Origin of the sequence: Dysosmobacter acutus, assembly GCF_018919205.1 — a bacterium.
GTDB classification, from domain to species: domain Bacteria; phylum Bacillota; class Clostridia; order Oscillospirales; family Oscillospiraceae; genus Oscillibacter; species Oscillibacter acutus.
The window spans coordinates 2711362-2736753 of the sequence record NZ_JAHLQN010000001.1; the positions used below are offsets into that span (position 1 = coordinate 2711362).

At 52.9% G+C, this 25392-nt stretch carries 25 protein-coding genes; 2 read left to right on the plus strand and 23 right to left on the minus strand.

Going from position 1 to position 25392, the window contains the following annotated elements; translation table 11 throughout:
- Positions 1-16 precede the first annotated feature (16 nt).
- Positions 17-700, plus strand: coding sequence for a YoaK family protein (locus KQI82_RS13225; protein WP_216633187.1), 684 nt, complete (start codon positions 17-19; stop codon positions 698-700).
- A 46-nt stretch (positions 701-746) separates the two neighbouring features.
- Here KQI82_RS13225 and KQI82_RS13230 read toward each other — a convergent pair whose 3' ends face one another.
- From KQI82_RS13230 to KQI82_RS13280, 11 genes are all read right to left on the minus strand, one after another.
- Complete coding sequence (locus KQI82_RS13230) at positions 747-1493, minus strand: acyl-[acyl-carrier-protein] thioesterase (RefSeq protein ID WP_216633188.1); 747 nt, start codon at positions 1491-1493, stop codon at positions 747-749.
- A gap of 18 nt (positions 1494-1511) precedes the next feature.
- Complete coding sequence (locus KQI82_RS13235) at positions 1512-2537, minus strand: aldo/keto reductase (RefSeq protein WP_216633189.1); 1026 nt, start codon at positions 2535-2537, stop codon at positions 1512-1514.
- A 24-nt stretch (positions 2538-2561) separates the two neighbouring features.
- Positions 2562-4331 carry an AMP-binding protein gene (locus tag KQI82_RS13240; RefSeq protein ID WP_216633190.1) on the minus strand — a complete coding sequence of 590 codons (1770 nt, stop codon included), beginning with the start codon at positions 4329-4331 and terminating at the stop codon, positions 2562-2564.
- Complete coding sequence (locus KQI82_RS15910; RefSeq protein ID WP_216633191.1) at positions 4324-5202, minus strand: 2-oxo acid dehydrogenase subunit E2; 879 nt, start codon at positions 5200-5202, stop codon at positions 4324-4326. Before KQI82_RS15910 ends, KQI82_RS13240 begins: the two co-directional genes overlap by 8 nt.
- Before the next feature lie 93 nt (positions 5203-5295).
- Complete coding sequence (locus KQI82_RS13250) at positions 5296-6174, minus strand: DUF2238 domain-containing protein (protein WP_216633192.1); 879 nt, start codon at positions 6172-6174, stop codon at positions 5296-5298.
- Positions 6171-7016 (minus strand): glycerophosphodiester phosphodiesterase family protein, encoded by an 846-nt coding sequence (locus KQI82_RS13255; RefSeq protein WP_216633193.1) that lies wholly within the window; start codon positions 7014-7016, stop codon positions 6171-6173. The genes KQI82_RS13250 and KQI82_RS13255 overlap by 4 nt, the downstream gene beginning before the upstream one ends.
- A gap of 155 nt (positions 7017-7171) precedes the next feature.
- Complete coding sequence (locus tag KQI82_RS13260) at positions 7172-8494, minus strand: MFS transporter (protein WP_216633194.1); 1323 nt, start codon at positions 8492-8494, stop codon at positions 7172-7174.
- Positions 8491-9291 carry an HAD-IIA family hydrolase gene (locus KQI82_RS13265; protein ID WP_216633195.1) on the minus strand — a complete coding sequence of 267 codons (801 nt, stop codon included), beginning with the start codon at positions 9289-9291 and terminating at the stop codon, positions 8491-8493. Before KQI82_RS13265 ends, KQI82_RS13260 begins: the two co-directional genes overlap by 4 nt.
- Positions 9292-9318: 27 nt before the next feature.
- Positions 9319-9657, minus strand: coding sequence for a YrvL family regulatory protein (locus tag KQI82_RS13270; RefSeq protein WP_216633196.1), 339 nt, complete (start codon positions 9655-9657; stop codon positions 9319-9321).
- A gap of 186 nt (positions 9658-9843) precedes the next feature.
- Positions 9844-11340, minus strand: coding sequence for an aldehyde dehydrogenase (locus KQI82_RS13275; protein WP_216633197.1), 1497 nt, complete (start codon positions 11338-11340; stop codon positions 9844-9846).
- A 55-nt stretch (positions 11341-11395) separates the two neighbouring features.
- Complete coding sequence (locus KQI82_RS13280) at positions 11396-12265, minus strand: dihydrodipicolinate synthase family protein (protein ID WP_216633198.1); 870 nt, start codon at positions 12263-12265, stop codon at positions 11396-11398.
- A 214-nt stretch (positions 12266-12479) separates the two neighbouring features.
- Here KQI82_RS13280 and KQI82_RS13285 point away from each other — a divergent pair, with 214 nt between their 5' ends.
- Entirely contained in the window at positions 12480-13190 is a 711-nt protein-coding gene (locus tag KQI82_RS13285; protein ID WP_216633199.1) for an FCD domain-containing protein, read from the plus strand.
- A 174-nt stretch (positions 13191-13364) separates the two neighbouring features.
- On the opposite strand, the gene KQI82_RS13290 is transcribed toward KQI82_RS13285, so the two are convergent.
- The 12 genes from KQI82_RS13290 to KQI82_RS13345 all read right to left on the minus strand — a co-directional run bounded on the left by KQI82_RS13290 (position 13365) and on the right by KQI82_RS13345 (position 25371).
- Positions 13365-14393: a 2,5-dihydroxypyridine 5,6-dioxygenase NicX family protein gene (locus KQI82_RS13290; RefSeq protein WP_216633200.1), complete on the minus strand. Its 1029-nt coding sequence runs from the start codon at positions 14391-14393 to the stop codon at positions 13365-13367.
- A gap of 15 nt (positions 14394-14408) precedes the next feature.
- Positions 14409-15461, minus strand: coding sequence for a 2,5-dihydroxypyridine 5,6-dioxygenase NicX family protein (locus KQI82_RS13295; protein WP_216633201.1), 1053 nt, complete (start codon positions 15459-15461; stop codon positions 14409-14411).
- Positions 15462-15522: 61 nt separating this feature from the next.
- On the minus strand, positions 15523-16953 hold the full coding sequence (locus KQI82_RS13300) for a M20/M25/M40 family metallo-hydrolase (RefSeq protein WP_216633202.1): 1431 nt from the start codon (positions 16951-16953) through the stop codon (positions 15523-15525).
- Between the two features lie 13 nt (positions 16954-16966).
- Positions 16967-17671 carry an aspartate/glutamate racemase family protein gene (locus KQI82_RS13305; RefSeq protein ID WP_216633203.1) on the minus strand — a complete coding sequence of 235 codons (705 nt, stop codon included), beginning with the start codon at positions 17669-17671 and terminating at the stop codon, positions 16967-16969.
- A 6-nt stretch (positions 17672-17677) separates the two neighbouring features.
- Complete coding sequence (locus KQI82_RS13310) at positions 17678-17917, minus strand: DUF6092 family protein (RefSeq protein WP_216633204.1); 240 nt, start codon at positions 17915-17917, stop codon at positions 17678-17680.
- Positions 17918-17979: 62 nt separating this feature from the next.
- Complete coding sequence (locus KQI82_RS13315) at positions 17980-18501, minus strand: nitroreductase family protein (protein ID WP_216633205.1); 522 nt, start codon at positions 18499-18501, stop codon at positions 17980-17982.
- A 23-nt stretch (positions 18502-18524) separates the two neighbouring features.
- Positions 18525-19544, minus strand: coding sequence for an ABC transporter ATP-binding protein (locus tag KQI82_RS13320; protein WP_216633206.1), 1020 nt, complete (start codon positions 19542-19544; stop codon positions 18525-18527).
- 2 nt (positions 19545-19546) lie between these two features.
- Positions 19547-20524, minus strand: coding sequence for an ABC transporter ATP-binding protein (locus KQI82_RS13325; protein ID WP_216633207.1), 978 nt, complete (start codon positions 20522-20524; stop codon positions 19547-19549).
- A 1-nt stretch (position 20525) separates the two neighbouring features.
- Positions 20526-21410, minus strand: coding sequence for an ABC transporter permease (locus KQI82_RS13330; protein ID WP_216633208.1), 885 nt, complete (start codon positions 21408-21410; stop codon positions 20526-20528).
- Between the two features lies 1 nt (position 21411).
- Positions 21412-22440, minus strand: coding sequence for an ABC transporter permease (locus tag KQI82_RS13335; protein ID WP_216633209.1), 1029 nt, complete (start codon positions 22438-22440; stop codon positions 21412-21414).
- A gap of 97 nt (positions 22441-22537) precedes the next feature.
- Positions 22538-24190 (minus strand): ABC transporter substrate-binding protein, encoded by a 1653-nt coding sequence (locus KQI82_RS13340; protein ID WP_216633210.1) that lies wholly within the window; start codon positions 24188-24190, stop codon positions 22538-22540.
- 122 nt (positions 24191-24312) lie between these two features.
- Complete coding sequence (locus tag KQI82_RS13345) at positions 24313-25371, minus strand: 2,5-dihydroxypyridine 5,6-dioxygenase NicX family protein (protein WP_241426715.1); 1059 nt, start codon at positions 25369-25371, stop codon at positions 24313-24315.
- Positions 25372-25392 lie beyond the last annotated feature (21 nt).

Here is a 25392-nt window from a genome sequence, read left to right on the forward strand (position 1 = left end):
AGAAAGAAGCATTGCAATGAACAGACAAGTTTCCGAGAGTTACCCCATCGGCGTGCTGCTGGCCCTGGTCGGCGGTTTTTTGGACGCCTACACCTATCTCTGCCGGGGCGGCGTATTCGCCAACGCCCAGACCGGCAACATCGTCCTCTTCGGCCTGCACCTCTCTCAGGGGGAGTGGGGCGCGTCCCTGTCCTACCTGGTGCCCATCGCCGCCTTCTTTTTCGGCGTATATGTGACCGAGTCCCTGAAGAGCCGGTACAAAGGACGCGGGGGCAGGCTCCACTGGCGGCAGGTCACTGTGGCTGTGGAGGCGCTGGTGCTGTTGATCGTGGCCTTTCTTCCACAGGGTGACTGGGACTCCATGGCCAATATCCTAATCTCCTTTGTGTGCGCCATGCAGGTGGAGAGCTTCCGCAAGCTCAGCGGCAGTCCCTACGCCACCACCATGTGCACTGGGAACCTGCGCAGCGCCACGGAAAACCTCTACCATTTCCGCCGCACCGGAGACGACGCTTTCCTGCGCCGGTTCCGGCAGTATGCGGGCATCATCCTCTTCTTCATCGCCGGCGCCGCTGTGGGGGCCTATGCTACCCGCCGCTTCTGCGCCGAGGCGGTGCTTTTCGGCCTCATCGGCCTGGCGGCCGTCTTCCTGCTGATGTTCCGGGAGGAGCTGGAAGAGAATGGAGAAGAACAGAAGTAAAGGAAAAAACGCCTCACAAACCAATGGTTTGTGAGGCGTCTGCATGCTAAAACACGCATTCACAGGTAAAGCAGGGCTCTCCGCCGCCCTGGCCCATCATGTAATAGCGGTCCCCCGCCCGACAGCCGGTGAGCCGCAGTTCCTCGCCCAGGGTGGCTTCGTGGTTGTAGTTGATGGAGAACTCCCGTAAGTCCCGCAGCTGCAGCTCCTCAGGCAGGAAGTCCCAGATGACGTTGCCGTAGTTGCCGCTGTAAAGGTGCCCGTTCGCATCCAGATCGGTAAAGCGCACCTGCCGCCGTCCGATCTCCTCCACACCCTCTTTGGGCAGGAGGACCTTTTTGCACTCCGGGCAGTCCAGTTCCCGCTCCACCTCTGCAATGGGCTTTCCCGTAAAGAGGCCCGGCCGCAGAATTTTCCGGCTGTCCGGGTCCACCAGGATCCAGCTGCTGCGTCCGGCGACGCAGGGCCGGCCCTCACGGTCACTGAGGTCAAAGCAGCGGCGCATGTGCACGCCCCGCACCCCGTTTTCCCAGGTGGTCACCTTCAGGATGTCCCTGTTTTCCGGCAGGCGGTGGACTTTCAGCGTGATCCGGGCCAGCAAAAACACCTGCTGCATGTCCCGCAGCACCTCGTAGGTCAGTCCCCGGGCGTCGTAGTCATAGCCGGCAATGCTGGCCATCGTGCTCAGCATGGCGGAGAGCTTCATCTTTTTGCGCACGTCGCAATTGGCAAAGGTCAGCTCCTCCTCCCGGCTGAAGGTGGTTTCCGTCAATTCCTGTGTGAGATACTCCAAAGTCTCTTCCTTTCGCTCTCATCCGTTTTTATGCCGGGCATAAAACGCGTCGTAGTCCTTCAGCATCTCCTGAAGGAGATTGGGGATGTCCAGCTCATAGGGGCAGCGGCTCTTGCACACGTCGCAGTGGACGCACTCCTCGATCTTGTGCATCTTGGCATACCACTCGTCGGTTATGTAGTCCTGATACACGGCCCGGCGCAGCAGCATGGCCATCCGGGCCGCCTGAGGGATGTCGATTCCCACGGTGCAGGGCTGGCAGTACCCGCAGCTGCGGCAGAAGTTCTGGGCCAGCTCAGCCCGGTCCTTTTCAATCACCGCCAAGAGCTCCGGCGTCATCTTCGCTCCCCGCTCCCGCAGTTCCAGCCACTGGTCCAGCTCCCACTCATGCTGGATGCCCCAGATGGGCACCACGTTGTCGTAGTGCTGCATGAAGGCAAAGCAGGCCTCCGCGTTGGAGAGCATGCCGCCGGAGAGGCCCTTCATGGCGATGAAGCCCACGTCCTCCTGCCGGCAGCGGTTGACCAGCTCCATATCCCTGTCCGTGGCCAGGTAGCAGAAGGGGAACTGCAGCGTCTCAAAATTGCCGGAGTCCAGCGCCTGATGGGCCACGCTCAGGCGGTGGTTGGTGATACCGATGTGGCGGACATACCCCTTCTCCTTGGCCTCCAGCGCCGCGGCAAAGGGACCGTCCGGGTCGTTGATATCCGGCAGCACCGCCGGGTTGTGGAACTGGAAGAGGTCGATATAGTCCGTCTTCATCCTCCGCAGGCTGGTCTCGATGTGCCGGCGCACCGTCTCCTTGTCCGTCCCGCCGCTCTTGGTGGAGATCACGATGTTGTGGCGGACGTCGGAGAGCGCCTCGCCGATCTTCTCCTCGCTGTCGCTGTAGGCATTGGCGGTGTCGAAATAGTTGATTCCCGCATCGTAGGCCCTGCGCAGCAGCTTTTTGGACGCGGCGTGGTCGATGCGCTGGATGGGCAGCGCGCCAAAGGCCGTTTTTGTCACCCAGAGCTCAGTTTTTCCCAATCTCACTTTTACCATAGTCTCTCTCCTTCTTCCGCCGCCCTACTGCCGGCGGCTTAGCTCCTCTTCCTCCAGCTTCCGATAGGCCACCTTGCCCACCAGGGTCTTGGGCAGCTCTGCCCGGAACTCGATCTCCGTGGGAATGGCGTATTTGGCGATGTGCTTGCGGCAGTGAGCCAAAATGGCCTGGCGGCAGGCCTCAGTAGGCTTGAAGCCCGGCTTGAGCATCACAAAGGCCTTGACCCGCTGGATCTTGATGGGGTCGCTCACGCCGATGACGCAGCTCATCTGGACGTACTCATGCCCATCTAAGACGTTTTCAATCTGGGAGGGATAGACGTTGTAACCGTTGGTGACGATCATGCGCTTAATGCGCTGGCGGAAGTAGACAAATCCGTCGGAATCCATGATTCCCAGATCGCCGGTGTGGACCCAGGTCATGCCGTCGGCGTGGGTGCGCAGCGTCTGGGCCGTCTCCTCCGGATGGTTCACATACTCCACCATCACCGTTGGGCCGGCGATGCAGATCTCGCCCTCCTTGCCGTAGGGCACCTCCTCTTCCGTCCCAGCCTTCACGATCTTATAGAACATGTCGGGGAAGGGCAGGCCGATGGACCCCTCCCGGGCCTGGTGCATGGGCGTGAGGCAGCTTGCGGTGACGCATTCGGTGGTGCCGTAGCCCTCCCGGACCTGGACAGCCGCGCCGTGCCCGGCCAAAAAGGCGTCAAAGCGCTTTTTCAGTTCCACAGACAAGGAGTCGCCGCCGGAGAACACGCCTTTCAGGCAGCTCAAATCCACACCCTCCATCTGCTTCACCCGCAGCAGCGCCTCGAAAAGAGAGGGCACGCCGGCAATGAGGTTGGGCTGGTATTTCTTCAGCAGCTCCGCGTAGGACTCCGGGGTGAACCGGGGAATCAGGATACAGCGGCCTCCGCCCCACATCATGGAGTGGATGGACACGCCGAGGCCGAACCCATGGAACATGGGCATGATGGCCAGCATCTTGTCGCCGGGCTGGAAAAAGGTGTTGGTGGCGATGATCTGTGCCCCCAGGGCGTTGAAATTCCGGTTGGTCAGCAGTATGCCCTTGGTGGTGCCGGTGGTGCCGCCGGAGTAGAGGATCACCGCCGAGTCCTCGGCATGGCGGTCCACCTTGTAAATCTCGATATAGTCCCCGCGGCGGAGGAAGTCTCTCCACTTGAGAACGTTGGCCCTGGCCGGGATGGGCTTGATCTTCCGCCCCTCCTTCAGATAGTAGCCGGCCCGGACCGCGGAGGGCAGCTCATCCGCCGCGCCGGTGACGATCAGGTTGGGCAGGTCCACCACCTTGCGCAGCCTGGCAAACTTGGGATAGAACTGGTCCAGCGTGATGGCCGCCACGCTCCCGGAATCCCGGAGGTAAAAGGCGATCTCGCTCTCAGCGGAGAGAGGGTGGACCATATTGGAAACGGCGCCCACCAAGTTCACCGCATAGAACATAATCAGCGTCTGGGGCATATTGGGCAGGCAGATCGTCACCCGGTCGCCCTCCCGGATGCCCATGGCCTTCAGCGCCCGGGCGCAGGTGTGGATCTTCTCCACCAGCTCCCGGTAAGTGCACTTGCTGCCCATATAATCATAGGCGATATAGTCTCCATAGCGGCGGGCGGTATCCTCCAGGGCGCCTACCATGGTCTTTTCCGAATAGGTCAGCGTGGCCGGTACCTCTTCATCGTAGCTGCCAAGCCAGGGCGCTTTCACCCGGGGCACCTCCGCCCCCTTTTTTTCCCGCTTGCCTCTCTGGCCGGCAGCCTGAATCGCCGGTTCACTCATAGTCTACTTCCTCCTTTGCAGGTCGCTCCAGCAGCTCCGGGTGCTGAAGCAGATGTTTGAACAGTTTGATGGTTCTGGAATAGTAATACCCGTCGGCAATGCGCTCATCCAAGGTAATCCCCACCTTCAGGGCGTCCCGCATCTCCACATGTCCGTCGGATTCAAAAAAGGGGTGAAGGCGCTTTTCCCCGATGGTGACAAAAAAGGAGTTTGTCCCCCAGTTGTTCAGATGGTGATAGGCGGCATTGAGCCTGATGGACCCCAGGTTGGAAATAAAAATGGTGGCGTAGTCCGGGTCCGTCTTCACCAGGCTCAGCGGCGCCCGACCGTGGTACTCCAGCCAGTAGAGCATCCGGATCACAAAGCGCAGCAGGGGCCGGGGCAGCCTGCCCAAAAAATCCATGCCGGCGGTGGAGTTGTCCACCGACTCCTCGTTCCGATAAGCCAAAACCTCCTTCTTGATCCGGTTATGTACATCGGTCACGGTGTCGTCCTCCTCGAACTTGATGAACAGCAGTGACTCCTTTGCCGTGTCGGAGAACTGCTTTTTCATCACAAAGGCGGCCGTCAGCTCGTTGCGCTGATACATGCGGTTGCCGGAGATGAATCGGTTCATCCTGGGGCGCAGGGTAATTGTCTTCACCAGCGCCGCCAGGATCACATGAAAAAAGGTATATTTGAACTCCGGGTCCTCCAGGTTCTTCTTTTCTATAAAGGCATTGACTTCCGTCAGGTCGATAAGCTCCTCGATAAACGCCTCGTTGTCCGCCCGGTTGGGCATCAGATAAGGGGTAAACACATGGAGCGGGTCCAGGTCCCGCAGCCAGACGCCGTCCCGGCGATCACCCCAGCGCACTTTGTTCTTCTCCACTGCCTCTCCTCTTTTCTTGCAACAATTATACTCTATTTTTAGATTGGTTCCGTTTCCTACACAAATTCACCTGCGACCGTCTTCTCCGGTTCCCTACATGTCCTCGTCCGGCCGGCCCTCCCGGCCTTCCACCTCCGGCGGCTCCGCCTTTTCCTGTTCCACCTTCAGATAGTCCCGTCCCTCTTCCTTGCGGCTGGGAATAAACTTACGGGCTACTTTTCCCTTCCCCTGGCTTTTCACATAGAAAAAGCCGATGATGGAAAAGACCGTGGCGCCGATGAAATTGACGAACAGGTCCTTCATGGTATCCAGCAGGCCGATATCCAGATACCCACCCAATCCAAGAGACTCCCCGTTGATCACCGTGTCCGTGATGCCGGTGACTCCCACCACCGTGTTGGTCCGGGTCGTGTCCAGGGCTACGGTGTAGATGGCGTGAACAATGGTATCCTTCTGCATGTCCGTGTGGAACACCAAATCCATGCCGCACTCAAAAAACTCCCACAAAACGCCGATGGTCATGGAAAAGCAGAAGGCCACCACGGCCATAAACGCGGGGGACAGGTCAAAGCTCAGCCGTTCGTCGCTGTTGAGCAGCACCACCAGGGAAAAGCCGATGGCCGCCGCCAAAAATCCGTTCACCGTGTGGAGCATGGTGTCCCAGCCCGGAACCCGGACATAAAAGGAGCTGATCTCCCCCAAAATCTCCGCCGCAAAGATGAAGCAGAGGATGATGATCTCCAGCGTGGTGGGCAGCTCGATGCGCAGACCCACCTGTACGATGCTTGGCACATAAAGCAACAGAAGCGTCAGCACGCAGAAGAAGACGCTCTCAAAATGCCCCAAAATGCACTGGCGGATCAGGGTGGCCACCACCAGCACGTGAAGAACCTTATAGGCGATAAAGGAGCTTCTGTGCTCCCGCAGCTCCATCTTGACCGCCGCTTTGAACTGTTGCCATCTCTTTTTCAACCGCGCGCTCCTTTCCCATCCGCCGAGGCGTCATATGATTCAAAAATAACCAGGTGTCCCTCCCGCTCCGCCGCTCGCTGATCCGCCAAAGAGCGGATGGTCCAGTTGATCTCCTGCACGCCCCGGCTGCGGCAGCACAGCCGGACCGCCCAGTTCCTGCGGTCCTCAAACCGGTAGGACACAAAATCGGGGCGCGTCCGAAAATTGTACAGAAGGCAGCTCAGTGCGACGCGGTGCATCGTGCTCAGGCCCGAAGGGGATTTCATGAAATCCTGAGATAGCTGGCCCCGGACCACCAGCGGCCGGTTCTCCCTCAGCCACAAAAGGCACCTGGGGTCAAAGCTCTCAACGCAGCAGACCACATGGAACCGCTCCAGCGTCTCGCAGGTCAGCCGCGCTATCTCGTTCCAGTTGCCCCGGGCGCTTTTGAGCTCCACGATCAACGGCGCCTTTCCCTCAAAAAGGGGCAGCACCTCCTCTAACAGGGGGATTCGCTCCTCCGTTCCCTCCAGCCGGTAGCCTTTGAGCTGCTCCGCCGTCAGGTCCTCCACATCCGCCTCCACGCCGCAGGTCCGCTTCAGGGAGGAGTCGTGGATCACCGCCAGGCGCCTGTCTCGGGTCAGGTGCACGTCCAGCTCGGCTCCGAAGCCGTGCTCCACCGCCCGCCGGAAGGCCGCCATGGAGTTTTCGGGAATCTCAGGCTTTTGATGATACCCCCGGTGGGCGTAGCGGAACTTCCGCAGCAGCTTCCACTGAGGATGCCCCCGTCTTCCCTGAAGCAAAAATTCCAGCAGCAGCAAAACAACCACCGCAGTGGCCGCAACCCAGAACAGCTCTTTCACAGGCGCCTCCTCTTCCACGGCCAAACAGGCCGAAATTCAATACAGAGTGTATTGTACCCCAATTTTTCCAGTAATGCAAATCTTTGATCATTTCTTCCAAATATTACAAAGAGAGGGGCCGCCCGCAAGGGCAGTTCCCTCTCTTTATAACGGATTCAGTCCCCGGCATCAAAGGCTTCCAGCCCCCGCTTCACCTCCGCCCGGGAGTCGCCGTGGCGCACAAACAGCATGGTGACAACACTGCCGGCCACAAACGCCGCGGCATAGGGAAAGAGCGCCGTATATCCCACATTCCGCAGCAGCCATCCCGCCGCGATGGGCGTGATGGTTTGGGCCGCCATGGAAAAGGTGTAGTAATACCCGGTGAACCTGCCGATGTCGCCGCCGGAACACATCTCCACCACCATGGGCAGGGAGTTGACGTTGATCGCCGCCCAGGCGAGGCCCACCAGCGCAAAAAGGCCATAGAGGACCGGAGAGAAGCGGCCATAGGCCAGGGTGTAGAGAAAGCCCGCGAAAAAGCAGCACGCCAGCAGCACGGCGCCCATCAGGATGGTCCTCTTCCGCCCGACACGGGAGGCCAGCGCGCCGATGGGCAGGTAGGCGACAATGGCCCCGGCGGTGGCCACGGTCAGGCACACCGAAGCGTCGCCCAGACTCATTCCCCACTCCCTGTTGGCATAGGTGGTAAACCAGGTCTCAATGGCGTTGTAGCCGGTAAACCAGAGGGCAATGGAGCAGAGGAGAAACCCGAGGCTCCGTTTCACTTCTTTTGGGAGGGCCTGCCCCGTTCTTGCCTGGCTTTCCTGGCCCTGTTCCGGGTGCTCCGCCTCCCACCGGGCCATCTCCCGGCCAATGCGCCGCTCATCCACAAAGAGCGTCACAATCGCCACGGAGACCACCATCACCCCGGCCACCACCGCAAAAAGCGGCAGATAGTCCACATGGTCCGCCTCCGCGTCACCCCGGTACAGCGCCGAGGCCACCAACAGATAGAGGATGCCGCCCAGGGCGCCCATAAGGTTGATGACCGCGTTTCCCTTGGAGCGCAGGGGCTTTGGCGTCACGTCCGGCATCAGGGCCACGGCCGGGGAGCGGTAGGTGCCCATGGCCACCAGCAGCGATGCCAGAACGGCGATGAAGGCAGCGGTTTTCCAGGGCGCCGGCGCGGCGCTGTAGCTGTTGTCCAATACCGGTAAAAGCAGCATCAGCGCCACCGCGGCACCAGTGCCGAAGAGCAGGAAGGGCCTGCGCCGGCCCATGGCAAAACGGCTGCGGTCGGAAAGAGCTCCGAAAAGCGGCAACAGGAACAGGGCAAGCACATTGTCCGCCGCCATGATGATTCCGGACCACATTTCGTTCATGCGGAAGGTGTTGGTCAGGATCAGGGGGATCACGTTGTTGTACATCTGCCAGAAGGCACAGATGGAGAGGAAGGCAAAGCCCACCAAAACCGTGCGTTTTCCGTTCAGCTTCATCGACCGTCCCTCAGCTTTCCCCAAATCTCCCGGATGTCCTCATAAATGGCCGTGGGCCGTATCTCCGACTGCTCCACGGTCTTTAGGGTGGACTCGCCGGAGAGCACCAGGGCCGCGTCCACGCCGGCATTTAGCCCGCATGCGATATCGGTGTAAATCCGGTCGCCGATGAGCAGCGTCTGCTCCGGTGTGTACCCGGTCCGCTCCATGGCCAGCAGGGCCATCTCCGGCTGCGGCTTGCCGATGACCTTTGGACTGCGGCCGGTGGCCCGGCGGAGCATCTCGCAGACGCTGCCGCAGTCCGGCACGGAGCCGTACCAGGTGGGGCAGACCCAGTCAGGGTTGGTGGCGATGTAATCCACTCCCCGGTTCAGCAAAATGCAGGCGTCCTCCAGCTTTTGAAAGGTCAGCTCCGTGTCAAAGCCGCACAGCAGCGTGTCCACCTCATCGCTGCGCGATCCTGCCACCCGGAAGCCCGCCTGACGCAGCTGAGCGCGGAACGACTCCGTCCCAAAGACATAAAGCAGGCTCCGTTCCTTCCTCTGGCGGTGCAGGTAGGCAATGGATGCGTCCACCGAGGTGAGGAAATCCTCCGGCGACGCGTCCACGCCCATCCGCGCCATTTTCTCCACATAGGCCTCCACCCCCCGTGAGGAGTTGTTGGTCAAAAAGAGATACCTTCCCCCCATGAACCGAACGCAATCCAAAAACTCCCGGGCGCCGTCAAAAAGGCGCTCATCCAAATACAGTGTGCCGTCCATATCCAGCAGGAACAGTTTCTTTTGGGACAGGTCCATGCCGATCCTCCTTGCAATCAGTTGGTGTCAGCATACCATAAAGGGCCCTTGCTGGCAAGCGGGCTCACTCCGCTTCCTTTTACCCTGGTTTTGCAATTCAGAGGAGACTGCCTGGAAACCCAGAGCAAATGAGTATGCCCGTTCGATTGGCTTTTCTTTAATATCACTGGCACAAATACATGCCATTAAAATTGAAATCGTCAAAATTGATATGGCAGTTGCCGAAACACTGCCCATACAGGAGTCGGCCATCATCATTGCAATCAGGGCGGCTGTTGTATCCAGCACCAGAAATGCGATTCTTGCACGGTTGGTGCTTATTTTGTGTAAAAGCAAAAGTGCATTCAGCAATCCTTTTATCAGCATTTTCAGGGGAACCCCCAACGCCGCCGTTCGCTTGATGGAATGATCTGCGTAACGAAAATCTTCCCAGCTACTTTATTGGCTCATCGTATCCCGCGCACCGATTCCACTAAATTAAAAAAGTGCCACAGCCCGAAATTTGATCGGGCTGTGGCATATAATCTGGGCAGACTTTCATCCATCGATTTATTAAATCTGCATCCAGATAGTCTTAAGCTCTGTATATTGACGGGCAGCCCACAGAGACTTGTCACGACTGAAAAAACCAGACTGTTTAAAGCCGCCGAAGGGCGTGCCGATGTCACCTTCAGAGTAACAATTGACAGAAACCGTGCCACTTCTCAGCGCCCGAGCCATACGGTGGGCGGTCTTTATGTTATCGGTGAATAGAGAAGCCTGGAGACCATATTCCGTGTCGTTGGCCAAGCGGATAGCTTCTTCTTCTGTCTCGAATGTCATTACTGCCAGTACCGGCCCAAATATCTCCTTCCGAGTAATAGTCATATCAGGCGTAACATCATCAAAAACAGCGGGCTCCACAAAGTTGCCGCCGCTCTCGGCAAAGAGCTGCCGGCCACCGTAAACCAACTTAGCCCCCTCAGCTTTACCGATTTTAATGTAGCGCAGTACCTGTTCCATATGAGATCGCTCCACCAAGGCACCCAATTGCACATCAGGATTCAAAGGTTCTCCGGTCTTCCACTCCTTGGCAGCTGCAATCACCTTTTCCAGAAAAGCGTCCTTAATACTCCTATGTACCAACAGACGGGAGTTAGAGGTGCAATTTTCGCCCATATTCCAGAACACGGCGTTGACCGCCTGTGCAGCAGCATAGTCCAGATCTTTAACGTCCGGCATAACAATGCAGGGATTCTTCCCGCCCATTTCCAGCAAAATACGCTTAGCATTGGTTCGGCCAGAGAGCTCTAATAGTTGCTTGCCCACGGCGGTGGAGCCGGTAAAGGTCAAAGCCTCCAGCCATGGATGGGTTCCCAAGGCGGTGCCGATCACATTGCCGCTTCCAGGCAGTACATTGAGCACACCATCGGGTAAGCCGGCCTCCATAGCCAGTTCTGCCATCCGCAGCATAGTGAGAGAAGTTAGCTTTGCGGGCTTGACAATAACACTATTACCAGTAGCCAGAATAGGCGCCAACTTCCAAGATGCCATCTGCATGGGGAAGTTCCAAGGTAAAATGGCGCCCACTACGCCCAAAGGCTCCCGCACCACCAAACTCACATGTTCAGCATCCGTAGCAGTGATAGAGTCCTCCAGCTTATCGATGGCCTCGGCATACCAGGCAAAGGTCATGGCGGTGTCGGGTACATCACCCTGTACCGTGTCGGAGATAGGCTTGCCGCTGTCCAGAGATTCCATAACCGACAGTTCGTCGGCGTGATCCAACAGTAGTTGTGAGAAGCGCAGCAGAATGCTTTTGCGCTCCTGGGGAGACATTTGGGCCCAGCGGCCATCTTCAAACGCCTTTCGGGCGGCGGTTTCCGCTGCAAGCACATCTTCCACACCGCAACTGGTGATCTCTGCAAGGGCCTGACCATTAGCAGGATTTACCGTGGTAAAGCGTTTGCCGCTCACTGAGTCCACAAACTTTCCGTCGATCAACGCCTTGCTGGGGAACCGCAGTTCCCTCGCAATCTTTTCATAATAAGTTCTTGTTTGCAATGCCATGGCGCTTATCCTTTCCGGTGCCGTGGGAAGTCTTTCCGTCCTGGCACCTGTTTCATTAATACAGTTGATCCGCCTTCATCAGATCTTCCACATATGCTTTCTCTTCCAGGGTAAGTTCCAGCCGGGGGCGTCTGCAAAAACCTCCGTTTCCAGTTTTCCGGGTCACCAAATACTTCAGGGCCTGTATCGGTTTGGGGAAACTCTCCAGAGCATTGAGGCCCGGCAAAATCTTACGGTATATCTCCCAACCCTTAGCTATATCGTGCTGATTGTAAACCGCGTCAAAGAGTTCTACACAACACTTAGGGGCCACGTTGGCCAACATGCAGATCATGCCGCATGCACCGTCTGCGAAACTCTCAAAGGCCAGATTGTCACAGCCGCAGAAGATGCTGACGTTCTCTGGGGCGTCCTCTATCACGTCCCGCAGCACCTGTATGGAGCCGCTGGATTCCTTTACCATAGCAGTATAGGGTAAGGCCATCAGCTTACGGAAAGTCTCCCGCTCGAAGCTAATGCCACAGCTGCCAGGGTTGTTGTAAATCATGATGGGGAACTCGGTTCTCTCCATGATGTAACGGTAATGCTCTACTACCTCATCCTGGGCGGGATGACAGTAAGGAGAGGGCAGAATCATAGCGGCGTCGGCACCGCAGAGCTTGATGTTGTTGACCAGTTCGATTACGTCGTCTGCCTGTTCCCGGGTAGCACCCACGATCACGGAAACCCGATCCCTAATGTAGGGTACGATCTCCCTCACAAAGGTCTTATGTTCCTCAAGGGTGATACTCTGGTACTCTCCCGTAGCACCCAGCAGGCAGATACCCTGCAGCCCTTGTTCGATGAGCCAATCCAAGTGCCCCTTCGTCCTTTCAAAATCAAAAGAACCGTCTTCTTTGAAAGGCGTCACTGTAACTGCATACATTCCTTTAAACTTCTGATTCATAGCTGTCTGTTTCCTTTCCGCTTTCCCTTTTCTCAAGCATTTTCTGTCCTACAGTAAATGTGTATTTTAATAACTTATTGTTGATTAGCCTGCATTAAAAAATGATGCAGTTATATATGGGAACAGTTGACAGATTTCCATCCCGTTGTTAGAATAAATAAAAAATCATATTAATTATATGGTTGGTGTAATTATGAGAAAAATAAAAACTGTTACATTTCTTAAAGAAATCCACGCAATCAATTCCCCCGTAGGTGCAAACTATTTAAGCAGCCGACTTGAGATTCCCCCTGCTACTGTCGGCCGGCAATTGAAGAAACTGGAAGATGATGGTTATCTGGTAGGAGTTGGAAATAAAGGACGCGTTCTGACTCCAAAAGGGAAAAGTTTTCTTAACGAGTTGGAGTTTTTTGAAGTCCAGAAAAATGCGGCACAAAACCTGATTGATTGTGCTTCCAGTTCATCGGTCAAGCGCATCTGCGATGTACTGCAAATTCGACTGTTGCTTGAAACCTATACTTCTACTATGGCTTGCAAAAATGCCACAGATGAGCAGTTGGAGCAACTGGAAGTTCTCTCCATGGAGCATCTGCTGGAATTAAAGCGAGGTGGTACTGGCGCTCAGCAAGACCTTTCTATTCATCTTGCTATAGCAGAATTTTCAAAAAATGAAGTTGCCTATCAGATTTTAAAAATTCTATTGGCTGACAACAACGTATACTATGCTTTGAATACGATTTCTTCTTCTTTAAAGCGCACAGAAATCACCCAACATGACGAAATTGTCAATGCAATTCGCCTCAGAGATTCCGAAGCAGCTGACCGGGCCATGCGGACCCACTTGGGAAAAATTCTTGAGAACGTCAATGACTACCAAGAGCTTAATTCGTCTCATAGCAAATGAGTTTTCTCAAGCAGAATTCTATTTGCTGTTTTACACCACAATTTGACAGGGGCTTGTTGTCCGTGCATGTACGGGCAACAAGCCCTTTTTGTAAATCTATGATCCTGCCAGATTGCAGATCATCCCCGTCAATAGAGCTTTTCATAAAAATGCTGTCCAAACTCTTGGATGAGTTCATGCCAAGCCCTTTGCTAACTCAGCCAACTCCAGGTGCACAATCTTGCCGTTGTGGATAATCTCCTCACCATCAATCCACATACTGATATTCAGCGCCACACAGTCCGAGTGAGATGCGCCTGGAATTCCATCAGGAGGCAGCAGATTCGCTCCAATGCTGCCAAAAGCCCAGGTGGCAGAACCCCAGACCCGCTGATCCTGCAAGATGTCTCCTGAGAGGATTGCACCAGGGTTGACCCCCAGTCCGGTATGCGAGATATTCAACATCTGTGGATCATTGTAGCTCTTCAGCCAATCAAAATACCGGCCAGCTTCCGGTGCGCCATAGAAGTGTTGTACCTGGCCGTGCCTGATGTCTGCCCTGACCGGAGCCGACGGGATTCCGCATACCGGGGCCAAAGCGCCATCAAATACGATCGTTCCGTTGATGGACTCTACATCTGGTGTCCAGGCAATCTGTCCCGGCAGCATGTAAGTACCCGGATGGTCTGCTTCACCCAGTTCACATAAAACTGGACGGCCCGGCACATTGGTAAATGTAAGGTCCATCCCCGTGAGAGATGTCATACGAAATTCTTTTCCCGCCCTAATCATCTCCACAAAGCGCAGGCCAAACTTGCGCAGTTGCCTATAGTTCACCTTAGCAATGCAGTTGTTGATCAAATCTGCAGATGCACCGGTCAGATTCATATGACGCAGTTTTTTGTTAGCTTCCATGATCCGGATATATGTCTGACCGCCAAATATCCATTTGGTATTGAACTCTGCCCAGGCATCAGCGGCAGACAGCGCTCCGATCAAAGCTTCACCCGCAATGCCGGCATCCGCCGCCATGCCAACGCCTTCCGGGGTCGGCATATAGATGGTGAGCACTTTTGTTCCCTGCTTTTTGGCCACTCTGGCCACCGCTTCAATGACCGCCCTGTCATTTCCCTCATCTGCGGTAATGACAAAGACTTCTTCTTCCTTCAGTGCAAAGAGGTTTTTTAGCAGCGACTCTGCAACTGCCTCGAGTCTGTTATCCATACCAGCACACATTTCTCACTTACCGCACTTAGCAGCAATTTGGGCCAGCTCAGGATCAATGACCTTTCCATCCTTCATGATCATGTCGCCATCCAAATACACAGTGGTGTTCAGAGTAACCGCATCAGTGTGAGAAGGCGCGGCAATGCCGCCGCACTTGGGCATTAGAAAAGCCCCCACAGAACCGAACCCCCACTCGGTGCAGCCCCAAACGCGTTCGTCCTCGCCATTCTGACCGCTCAGTTCAGCCATAGGATGGAACCCATAGCAGACATGTGCGGGACGCAGCATCTGAGGATGATTAAAGCTTTTCAGAAAATCAAACCATCTGGTGCCAGCAGCACCGCCTTCCACTGCCTGAATAATACCCTTTTCGATGTAAACCTTGACAGGGGCACCCAAAACGCCAATCTGGGGAATCAAGGCACCATCGAAAACGAACGTACCGTTGACACTGTCCAAAATGGGAGTCCATCCCACCTGTCCGTTGAGCATCATGGTACCGGGTTTGTCCCAGTAACCGGTCTCAGCGCGAACAGGATTATCAGGATCGTTGTCAAACTCAACATCCTGGCCCAGAGCAGACGTCAGGCGCACATGCTTAGCGGCCTTCGTGCGGGCAGCAACAGCAGTGACCATCTCAGCAACAGCATGCTGATCGGCACGACCGTAGAGCTTGACAAACACATCGCTGGTCGTGCCGGGCAGGCCAAGGAAACGCAGCTTGGGGTTACCATCCACAGCAGCCTGATAGGTGTCGGAATATAGAAAATACTGTTTGTTGAACTCCACCCAAGCATCAGCCTTTAGTGCAGCAGCCAGAATGGACTCAGAAGGCAGGAAACCGTCCACCATCTTACCAGCGCCCAAGGGAGATGCAGTCCAAATCACCATGGGCTTACCGCCGGCAGCAAAAGCAGCCTTAGCAGTAGCAATAGCCAGGCGGATATCGCCTTGGGTATCACAGGTGATCATCAGGGTCTCACCCTTTTGCAGTTTACAAGTCTCATTGATCAGAACATTTGCAGCGTGCTCCAGCTCAAACTCAAAATACATATCGCTTACCATTTCTTACCCTCCATTTTTTAAATAATGTTTTGTAAATCTGCCCGGTATTTCAATTGCCGCCTCATCTCCCTTCCTCTGTATTAATTTTTCCGAGCAGTTCCCGCAGCAGGTGATATACAGTCTCTTCACTGCCGAGTTCCATGCGTTCTCTTGTTGTGTGAATGTCCCGGAGTTCCGCCCCCAAGACCACCATTTCCAGTTCGGTATTTTTCTGTTGGAAATAACCGCACTCCATACCCGCATGAATGATCTCCTGTTTCAACTCCACTCCATTCTGCCTGCGATAGATATCCAAGACTTGGTTCAGCAGTTTCCCCCGAGTCTTGGATCGATAAACCGGATCTCTGGACAACAGGGTTATCTCCATGCCATACAACTGTCCCACATCTCGAATATCCTCATAGACAGCGCTCAGGAGTTCCTCTGAGTTGGCCCGGGCCATAAGAGTAACCTCCAGTTCTTTCCCCAACGAAATCTTTCCGATATTTGAGGACTGAAGTACCGTAAACTCCTTCCCCGTCCCCTCCGAAATTAACGAACCATTAGGAATGGAACACAGAAAGTTCAATGTCGCAGCGACATCCTCCTGGCTCCAAACCAGCTCCGGCTTGGGGGTCTCACGATAACTCACGCTGACAATTTCTTGCTTGGGGAGATTTAGGCTGGTACACAAGGCCGGATTCCCCAGTTCCCGCAGCAATTGTCCATGCGGTTCCACCCGCAGGGCCAACACACACGTGCAGGTCTCTGGAATGACATTGGTTGCCGTTCCTCCTTCTATGGAAGCTATTTCAAAACAGATATCCTTTTGCATCAGGTCAGAAAGCAAATTCGCACACACTCGAACTGCGTTGCCGCTGCGATGGATTTCCGTACCTGAGTGCCCTCCGGAAAGGCCGCCAAATTGGATTTCAATTCCTATCATCCCCTGAGGTTGTACCCGTTTTGGGTGTTTTTTTGCCACCACAATGACACTTCCGGCACAACTGAGGCAAGTACTCCTGCTGGACACCCAGTCCAAGCCAATAAAGTATTTCCCAATCAGATACTTTGGGGAAAGTACCTTGGCGCCTCCCATACCTTTCTCTTCCTCAGTGGTGAATATAGCCCGCAAAGGATAGCCCACCTGGCTTTCTTCCATTAGCTTCAGAATCACAGCCACACCGATACCGTTGTCTGCCCCCAGGGTGGTGTGATCCGCCCGCAGCCAACCATTCTCCTCTACACATAGAATCGAGTCCTGTTCACTGTTGTATCTATAGCCCGGATCTCCTTTGCAGACCATGTCCATATGGGCCTGTAAAATCAGGCAATCCGCCGGACTTGCGTTTTTCGGGTTCCTCTCTAACACCACATTGTTTTTCTCATCACGATAGACAGTGCAGCCAATCCTCCGCCCATAAGACTCCAGATAATCCGCGACCTTATCTTCATGATAGGTAGGCCTGGGTATGGCAGACAACTCACGAAAAATCTCCAACACGGTATGCATGACATCCACTCCATTACGGCATATGCCTGCGGGGCAAGGAAAAGGCCACCTTGCTGTGATGCAACCCCAGCTCGATAAGCGCCTCACAGTATTTCAGTGCGACGGGTCCAGGCTCAACTACCGGGACACCCAGTTCCTCACTCAAACGCTTGGCAATACCCATCACTGCACCACAGCCAAGCACCAAGCTGTCCGCCCCCTTATTCAGAGCCCTCTGAGCCGCCGCTTTTACGATCTGATAAGAAGATGATTCATCCTCAGCTAAATTTTCGATACCCAAGTTGAAAAATTCCACGGAAGTCATTTGATCTTCCATATGATACTGGTGAAACATCTCCTCACGTGAGGCAATGCTGCCCGGCGGTGCAATCAGGGAAATGTGGTTTCCCAGCATTGCCGTCACATGGAGAGCCGTTTCAAAGATGGAAACCACTGGAATTTGGAGAGCCTCTCGCAAGGCCATTCGTGCCGGATCCAGCGCGCAGTAGACGATAACCCCATCAAAGCCGTCTTTTTCCGCCTGCTCTGCCTCTTTAAGAAGGGAGAGTTCTGACCAAACCTCATCGTATTTCTGGTCCAGATACAGCGCTCCTTCTCCCTTAATGTTACAGATATCCAGTTCCGTATCACTGGCCTTAAGCGGATTGAAGAGATTGTAGACGCTTTCGTTGAACTCTGATGTCGTGTTCGGAATAATAATTTTAATTCGTTTCCTCACTATGTTTCACCTATTTTCCCTGGCTCTGCGGGATCGTACATTCTCCAGAATCAGTTGATTCAACAAATCAATCATTTTTTCTGTGTCATCCACCGCAAAGGCCTTGGCCTCATATATTCGCTGCATCAGAAGTTCGTATTCTTTATCCTCCAGAGCCAATATTTCCAAGATACCAATAACGCCATCCAAAAGCCGAATGGGCACATAGCCTTCTGGTTCCTGCTGGAAAGATGCAGCGTTATTCATTAGTCTCCAGACAAGATTGTCTAAATAGTCCCTCTGTTCGCTTGACATGCTCATCCTGCCGTTCACTCCTTTGCCAGACGCATATCCAGAACCTCATTTAGTCCACGCTTCGCTGGCATTTTTACTTCTCCCATAAAATAGCCCAGTGTTAGCATCAGCATGGGCTCCAATGGAGGCTCAATAGCCAACAAGGCCGCAACCGCTTTTTTATTAAATGAAGCTATAATACAACTTCCCAGGCCCAGGGCCTGCGCCTCCAAGGATGCTGCATAGGCAGCAATACCTGCGTCATAGTAGATCGTCTCCTCCAGTGCCTGTTTGCCTGTACGCTTTAGGGCAATATCCCGATCCATCGAAATTGCCAGGATCGCCGGAGGTTTTTTCCAAATCCCTGCAGAAAAGGTCACAATATCCTTTAGATATGCGTCATCTGTAACGATTTGAAATTTCCACGCCTGCGAATTGGAGGACGTGGGGGCATAGCGGGCCATATCAACAATTCTTTCCAATTCGCTGATCGCCACTTTTTTTGACAAATAATTCCGCACGCTTCTTCGATTTTTAATCGCCGCTTCAATATCCATTACAGCACCCCAACACAATCCATTTACAGTACAGCGGCTTCTGTATCCACGGGCTTTCCTTCAATTGCGTGGCAACACACAAAATGTCCTGGAGACACTTCTTTCATCTGTGGATGCTGCGTCTTACAAATTTCCATGCATCTGCTGCAGCGAGTGTGGAAGCCGCAGCCGGTCGGCATATTGGCAGGGTTTGGAATCTCTCCCCGAGATTCCAACTTTACAGGCCTGAGATTTTCTTCCTCTTCTGTGACGACAGGAATAGATGAAAGCAGCATCTGCGTATAGGGATGCATGGGGGTGGAGTAAAACTCTGCCGTTTCTGCTATTTCACACAGCCGTCCCAAGTACAGAATAGCCACCTTTGTAGCTAAGTTGCGCATCAGAGACAGGTCATGTGTAATAAAGAGGTATGAGAGGTTCAGTTCTTTCTGCAGGTCAATCAGCTGGCGGATCACTTTGGCCTGAATGGAAACATCCAGGGCAGAGGTGGGTTCATCCAGAATAATCAATTTGGGGTTGCTGGCCAAAGCTCGGGCAATACAGGCCAGCTGACGCTCACCACCGCCGATAGAACGAGGATATTTCTGTGCGTATTCCTCAGGAAGGCCTACAAACCGCAAAAGTTCCAGGGCTCGCTCATGGATTGCCTGCCTGTCCTTCAGGCCACCATGGCGCTTAATAGGAAAGGCCAAATTGGTTTCAATCGTTGCCCTTGGGTTCATGGAGGAACCCGGGTCCTGGAACACGATCTGCATATCACCTTTCTGCTTCAGCGGACGTTTGTGAATATCAGGATGCAGGGGCTCGCCATTAAATATGATCTCACCGCTGGTGGGCTTGTACATACCAATGACATCGTAGGCAATCGTACTCTTGCCGGATCCGCTCTCACCTACCAAGCCGAGGGTCTCTCCGCGCTTTAGCTGAAGGTTTACTCCCTCTACGGCATGGACAACGACTCCCTTCGGCATATAGAAATACTTCTTCAGATTTTTTATATCAAGAACAATATCCTGATCTTGATTCTCTACATGTTTTTCCATAGTTACCTCCCACAATTGTGACAGGCAATCTGGTGATTTTTACCGCAGTCTGTCAGCTTCGGCTTCTCTTCACGGCAGATTGCTGTGGCATAGGGACATCTGTCTACATATCGGCAGCCTTTTGGAGGATTCAGGTAATCAGGTACACGTCCAGGGATACCCTCCGCAACACCGCTCCCGGTCAACTTTGGTATGCAGGCAATCAGTGCCTTTGTATACGGATGCTGCGGACTTTCCAGCACATCTTTTGTATCACCGACCTCCATGACTGTTCCCGCATACATAACACTTACTCTGTCAGTCATTTCGCGAATCACCCCCATAGAGTGTGTTACCAGAATCACCGACAGCTTCTTTTCTATAGAAAGCTTATAAATTAATTTCAGAATCTGTTCCTGAATCGTAACATCCAAAGAGGTCGTTGGCTCATCTGCCAAAAGCAAATGACGATCTGTTGCGATTGCCATGGCAATGCAGACTCTCTGCCTCATGCCACCGGATAACTGGAACGGATAGTTTTCCATGATGCGCTCTGGATCCGGAAGCATAACATCTCGCAAAGAGCTGACTGCTTTTTCATACGCCACTTTTTTCCAGTCCTTGCTTTTTGCCAAAGAGTTGCGCATACCGTTCATCATAAGGTCTTTGACCTTAAAAATCGGGTTCAGAGCAGACGATGGATCCTGGAAAATCATAGCGCAATTCTTTTTCCGAAATTCCTGCATTTTTTTATTGTCAAACTTGAGAACATCTTCCCCGTTAAATAAAACTTCACCAGAGGAAATAACCGCATTAGAAGGAAGAATGCCCAGCACAGACTTCAATGTTGTTGTCTTGCCGCAACCTGCTTCGCCTACCAGACCCATGCGTTCGCCGCTATTTAGACGCAGGTTCATGCCATCCACAACTTGAAGTTCTCCATTGAACACTTTGTAGGATATTTTTAGGTCTTTGATTTCAAAGCTCCCATTCTTTTCCATATTATTCCTCCTCTACTGCCAGCAAATCGCTCACACCATCTCCCAGCAGATTGAAGCCAAGAATGATCACAATAATACCGAGGGCGGGAAAAATCGTATTCCACCATTGATCAGGTAAATATTTTATGCCACTGGAAATCATATTTCCCAAGGCAGGAATAGGGGCCTGCTCGCCAAGACCTACGTAGCTCAAAGATGCTCCTGTCATAATAACCCAGCCCACATCCAGTGTCATTTTTGTCAAAATTGGAGAGACGCAGTTCGGCAGAATTTCTTTAAATATGATATGAGCAAAACTACCGCCGGTTAATTCAGCATAACGGACATAATTCTCTCGGCTGATAGACCGCGCTGTGCTATAAGTTAAGCGGCAATACCATGGCCACCAAGATACTGTGATTGCCAGCATTGCATTGGTCATATTGGGTTTCAGAATCGATGCGATTGCCAATGCCAAGATCATCGACGGAACAGAGAGAAAAATATCGGTAAACCGCATGATCACGGTATCGATCCAGGTGCCCTGTCGAATACCAGCAATGATGCCCAGAACGCTGCCGACAGGAACTGAGATAGTCAGAACAATAACTGCCATTTTCAGCGCATTGCGAAAAGCAAAAACGACCCGGGTAAAAATATCGCGGCCACTGTTATCCGTGCCAAAAATATGCGCAGCGCTGGGTGCAGTATTGGCGTTGGCGAAATCTGTAAACGCGCCGGCGTGTTCAGGATACGGTGTAATCCATTTGGCAAAAATCGCCATGATCACAACCAATGCAACGATTACCAAACCGATTACAGACATATAATTACGGGAAAAGCGATACCACCGTTTCTTCCAGGTCAAACTTCTCACACTCTGCGGTCTCTTCTGTATCTTTTCCATATCAATTACCTCCCGCCCCAATGCTGATTCTGGGATCAAGAATCGAAACAATAATATCAACGACGATATTTGCAATAATAAACACAACACCCAAAATCAGAACAACTGCGCAAACCGCATTCAGGTCGTTTCGGAGCATCGCATTGATTGCATACCGAGAGAGACCCGGATAGGTAAAAATGGTCTCCACCAGGAATGCATTGCAAAACATGGAGGAGAAGTCCAGAGCCATGATGGAAATCGTGGGGATAACAGAAGGCTTGAACAAATATTTGCTGTTGATCAATCTACTTCCAACCCCCTGTGCCCGCATCATCAGGATATAGTCCTTTTCAGAGTTATCCACCATCGTCGAGCGGGTAATTCTCGCCTCTTGGAACATATTGCCCAGAGCCAATGCGAGAGCAGGCAGAATCAAGTGCGCAAAGTTATCCCTCAGCGCTGCAAAGTTACCTGCCAGGATCGAGTCAATACTTACAAAGCCGGTCACTGTGGGCACTATTATTCCCGGTGTTAAACGACCACCAATGGAGGGCAGAATCGGGATCCAATAGCCAAACACCAACAGAAGAAGCACAGCCATAACAAAAGGTGGCGCGGCAATGCCAATGTAACTGAAAATCCGAATCACTGTATCCGGCCACCGACCATTGTTTTTTGCACTGACAATGCCCAAAATCATTCCAAAAATGATATGGATCAATGCAGCTAAGAAAATCAGCTCCAGAGACGCAGGCAAAAATTCCTTAATATCAGTTGCAACAGGCCGTTTTGTCACAAGAGAATCGCCAAAATCTCCCTGCAGAGCGCTGCCCAGCCAATACACATACTGTAAGGGCAGCGGATCATTCAAATGCATTTCTTCTCGCAGTAGTTCAACTGCCTCTTCTGTTGCATTCGCTCCTAAAGAAATTCTGGCTGGATCACCGGGGACAATTCTGGAAATGGTGAAGATTACGATAGACAGGCCAAGCAAAACAAATATCGACAGGCCGATACGCTTTACAAAATACGCTAAATATTCTCGCATGAATCATTTCCTCCTGCGCGTATTTATCTTCTTACTCTTTTTAAAATAATGTAACTTCCGCACCATTTGGCACGGCGCGGAAGTTACATGATAGAGTTTATTTCTTTTCAGGGTAAATCAGCATATCACGCAGAATCACGTTGGCCCCCATAATGGCAGGAACGGGTTGGTTTGCAATGGTCCATTCCAAGTAACCCGCCTGATAGGCATACTGGAACCGTTGCTCAAACAAGGGGATCATTGGCATACTATCCATGAATTCTTCCTGAAGGTCAATATATTTCTGTTCACGCTCATCACTATCCAAGGTGGCGACTGCATCGGCAATTTTGGCATCCAGTTCAGGGCTACCGGCCCAAGACATGGTGTTGGGATTACCGTGCTCAACATCGCTGAAACAGGTCTCAAAGAGGCAACCAGCCTCGGTATAGTCAGGAGCGGTAATGACCGTCACCATGTGATAAGTGGTTTCGGGAGAGGCCGAAGTGTCCACTATGGACGCCCAAGGCACTTCATAAATGCTGAGGTTGATACCAAGCTGAGCAGCATTGGCCTGCAGCATCAGAGCGATCTTTTCACGGTCGGGGCAGTTAGCAACCCAGGCAATCTCGATCTCATAATCACCAATGGTATCCGCATATTTGGATTGAGCCAACTCTGCAGCGGCTTTCTCCATGTCAAAGCTCACATTCACAGCCTTATCATCGTAGCCCATCACAGTGGTGGGAACACAGCTGTTGGCGCGATAAGATCCAGGATACAGAGTGTTGATCAAAGTATCATAGTCGATGCAGTATGCAAGAGCTTTTCGAAGATGCTCACAATCCATAGGCGCTCTTTTGGTGTTGGTGGACAGGGCCATCAGATCGCCCTTGTAGAAGCCAGCGATTTCAATACCCTCGATCGCATCCAACTGCTCATAGGTCTCAAGGGCCAAATAGGGATTACTGATCTCCAGCTCACGATTCGACATCATCGTCACCTGGGTAACCGTCTCATCCACATTCATAAATTTAGCACGTTCGGGGTTGTTGGCCTCAAAGCCGTCCCAGTAATCCGCAAATTTTTTGACGGTAATAGCCTGGTTCTGTTCGTACAGCTCCACTTCATAAGCACCGCAGCCGGCATCGGTATTCTGCAGATAAGTCATCCCATAGTCGCCTTTATCGCCATAAGGACCATCTTGATAGTTGGCCTCCAGCAGATCCTTATTCACGATATACAGACGAACAAGGCTGGTAATGAACACGCCGCTGGGAGCATTCAGATTAAAGCGGACAGTGTAATCATCCACGACCTGAGTAGAAGCAACCTTATTGGCAAACAGGAATCCCAGGCCCTGGCCAATCTCAATAGCGCGGTCCATAGAGTACTTCACGTCCTCAGCCAAAACTTCAGTGCCATCGTGGAACAAGATACCCTTTCTCAGGACAAAGTCAAAAGACTTGCCGTCCTCAGAAGCAGTATAGCTTTCAGCCATGCCATTCACAACAGAGCCGTCAGCCTGGGGCCAAACCAAGGAATCGTACACGTTGGGATATAGGATCAATGCGGACTCAGTGATGGCGACTGCCGGGTCAACCACAGGAACATCGGAAATCGCCATTCTGACCAAGGACTCACCGCCGCCAGTGGAGCCATTGCCAGTGCTGCTGGAACTGCTATTAGGTACATTAGCACCACCGCCGCAGCCCACTAACAGGGACGCCGTCATTATACATGCAAGGATAAGACTCAAAAACTTTTTCATATGACCCTCCTTTAATAAATTAGCGATTATCATTAGCGGGGATATCATAAAACGCGGAAGTCAAAATAGCAGGGTTGCCCTTTTTTCTTTATACTTTACACGAAAATGTGTGGGAGCAAACGTTATTTACCCAGCTTCTTGGCAAGTTCAACCAACTTCGGTTCCACTGGAGTACCGCGATCGATGATCATCCTGCCATCCAGGTAGGTTGTGGTGTTCAGGACAATACCATCAGTGTGGGAGGGAGCGGGATATCCCGGAGGGGCATAATAGGCGCCGGCGCTACCGAATCCCCACTCGGTGCAACCCCAGACACGCTCGTCTTCACCATTCTGTCCGCTGATCTTAGCTCCAGGGTGGAATCCATAGCAAAGGTGAGCCGGACGAAGCATCTGAGGATGATTGAAGCTCTTCAACCATTTAAACCAGTCGTGCGCTTGAATGCCGCCCTCCACCTTCTGAATAACACCCTTTTCCAAATAGACCTTGCAAGGTTCATGAAGGGGGCCAAACTGAGGAACGATAGATGCATCAAACACCAGAACACCATTGATGGATTCCCACGACGGAGTCCAGCATATCTGACCGCTGAGCATCATGGTGCCAGGCTTGTCCCAAAAACCGGTTTCCGCACGAACAGGCCAACCAGGGTGGTTGTCGAATTCAATGTCCTGTCCCAGTTCTGTAGTCATGCGGACATGCTTGGCCTCACGGGTGATATCCGCAAGATATGTAACGAACTCCGCCAAATCAGTTTGATTCACACGGGCATACAGTCTTACAAACACTTCACTGGTGGTACCGGGCAGTCCCAGAAAGCGCAGCTTGGGATTACCGTCCATAGCAGCCTGATAAGTATCAGAATACAGGAAATACTGACGATTGAACTCCACCCAAGCATCAGCCTTTAGTGCCGCACCCAGAATGGCATCGGAGGGAAGGAAGTCATCCACCATCTTGCCAGGTCCCAAAGGAGTTGCAGTCCAAACCACCATAGGCTTTCCTCCAGCGGCAAAGGCTGCGCCCGCAACAGCGTCAACAAGGTTTTTATCGCTTTCTGTGTCAGCGGTGATTAAGATAGTCTCACCCTCTTTAAGCTTACAGGTCTCCCGAATCAAGATGTCGGCAGCCTTGGTCAGCTCAAACTTATACAAATAGCCATAGTCCATGTTTGATACCATTTTTAATAACCTCCTCAATCC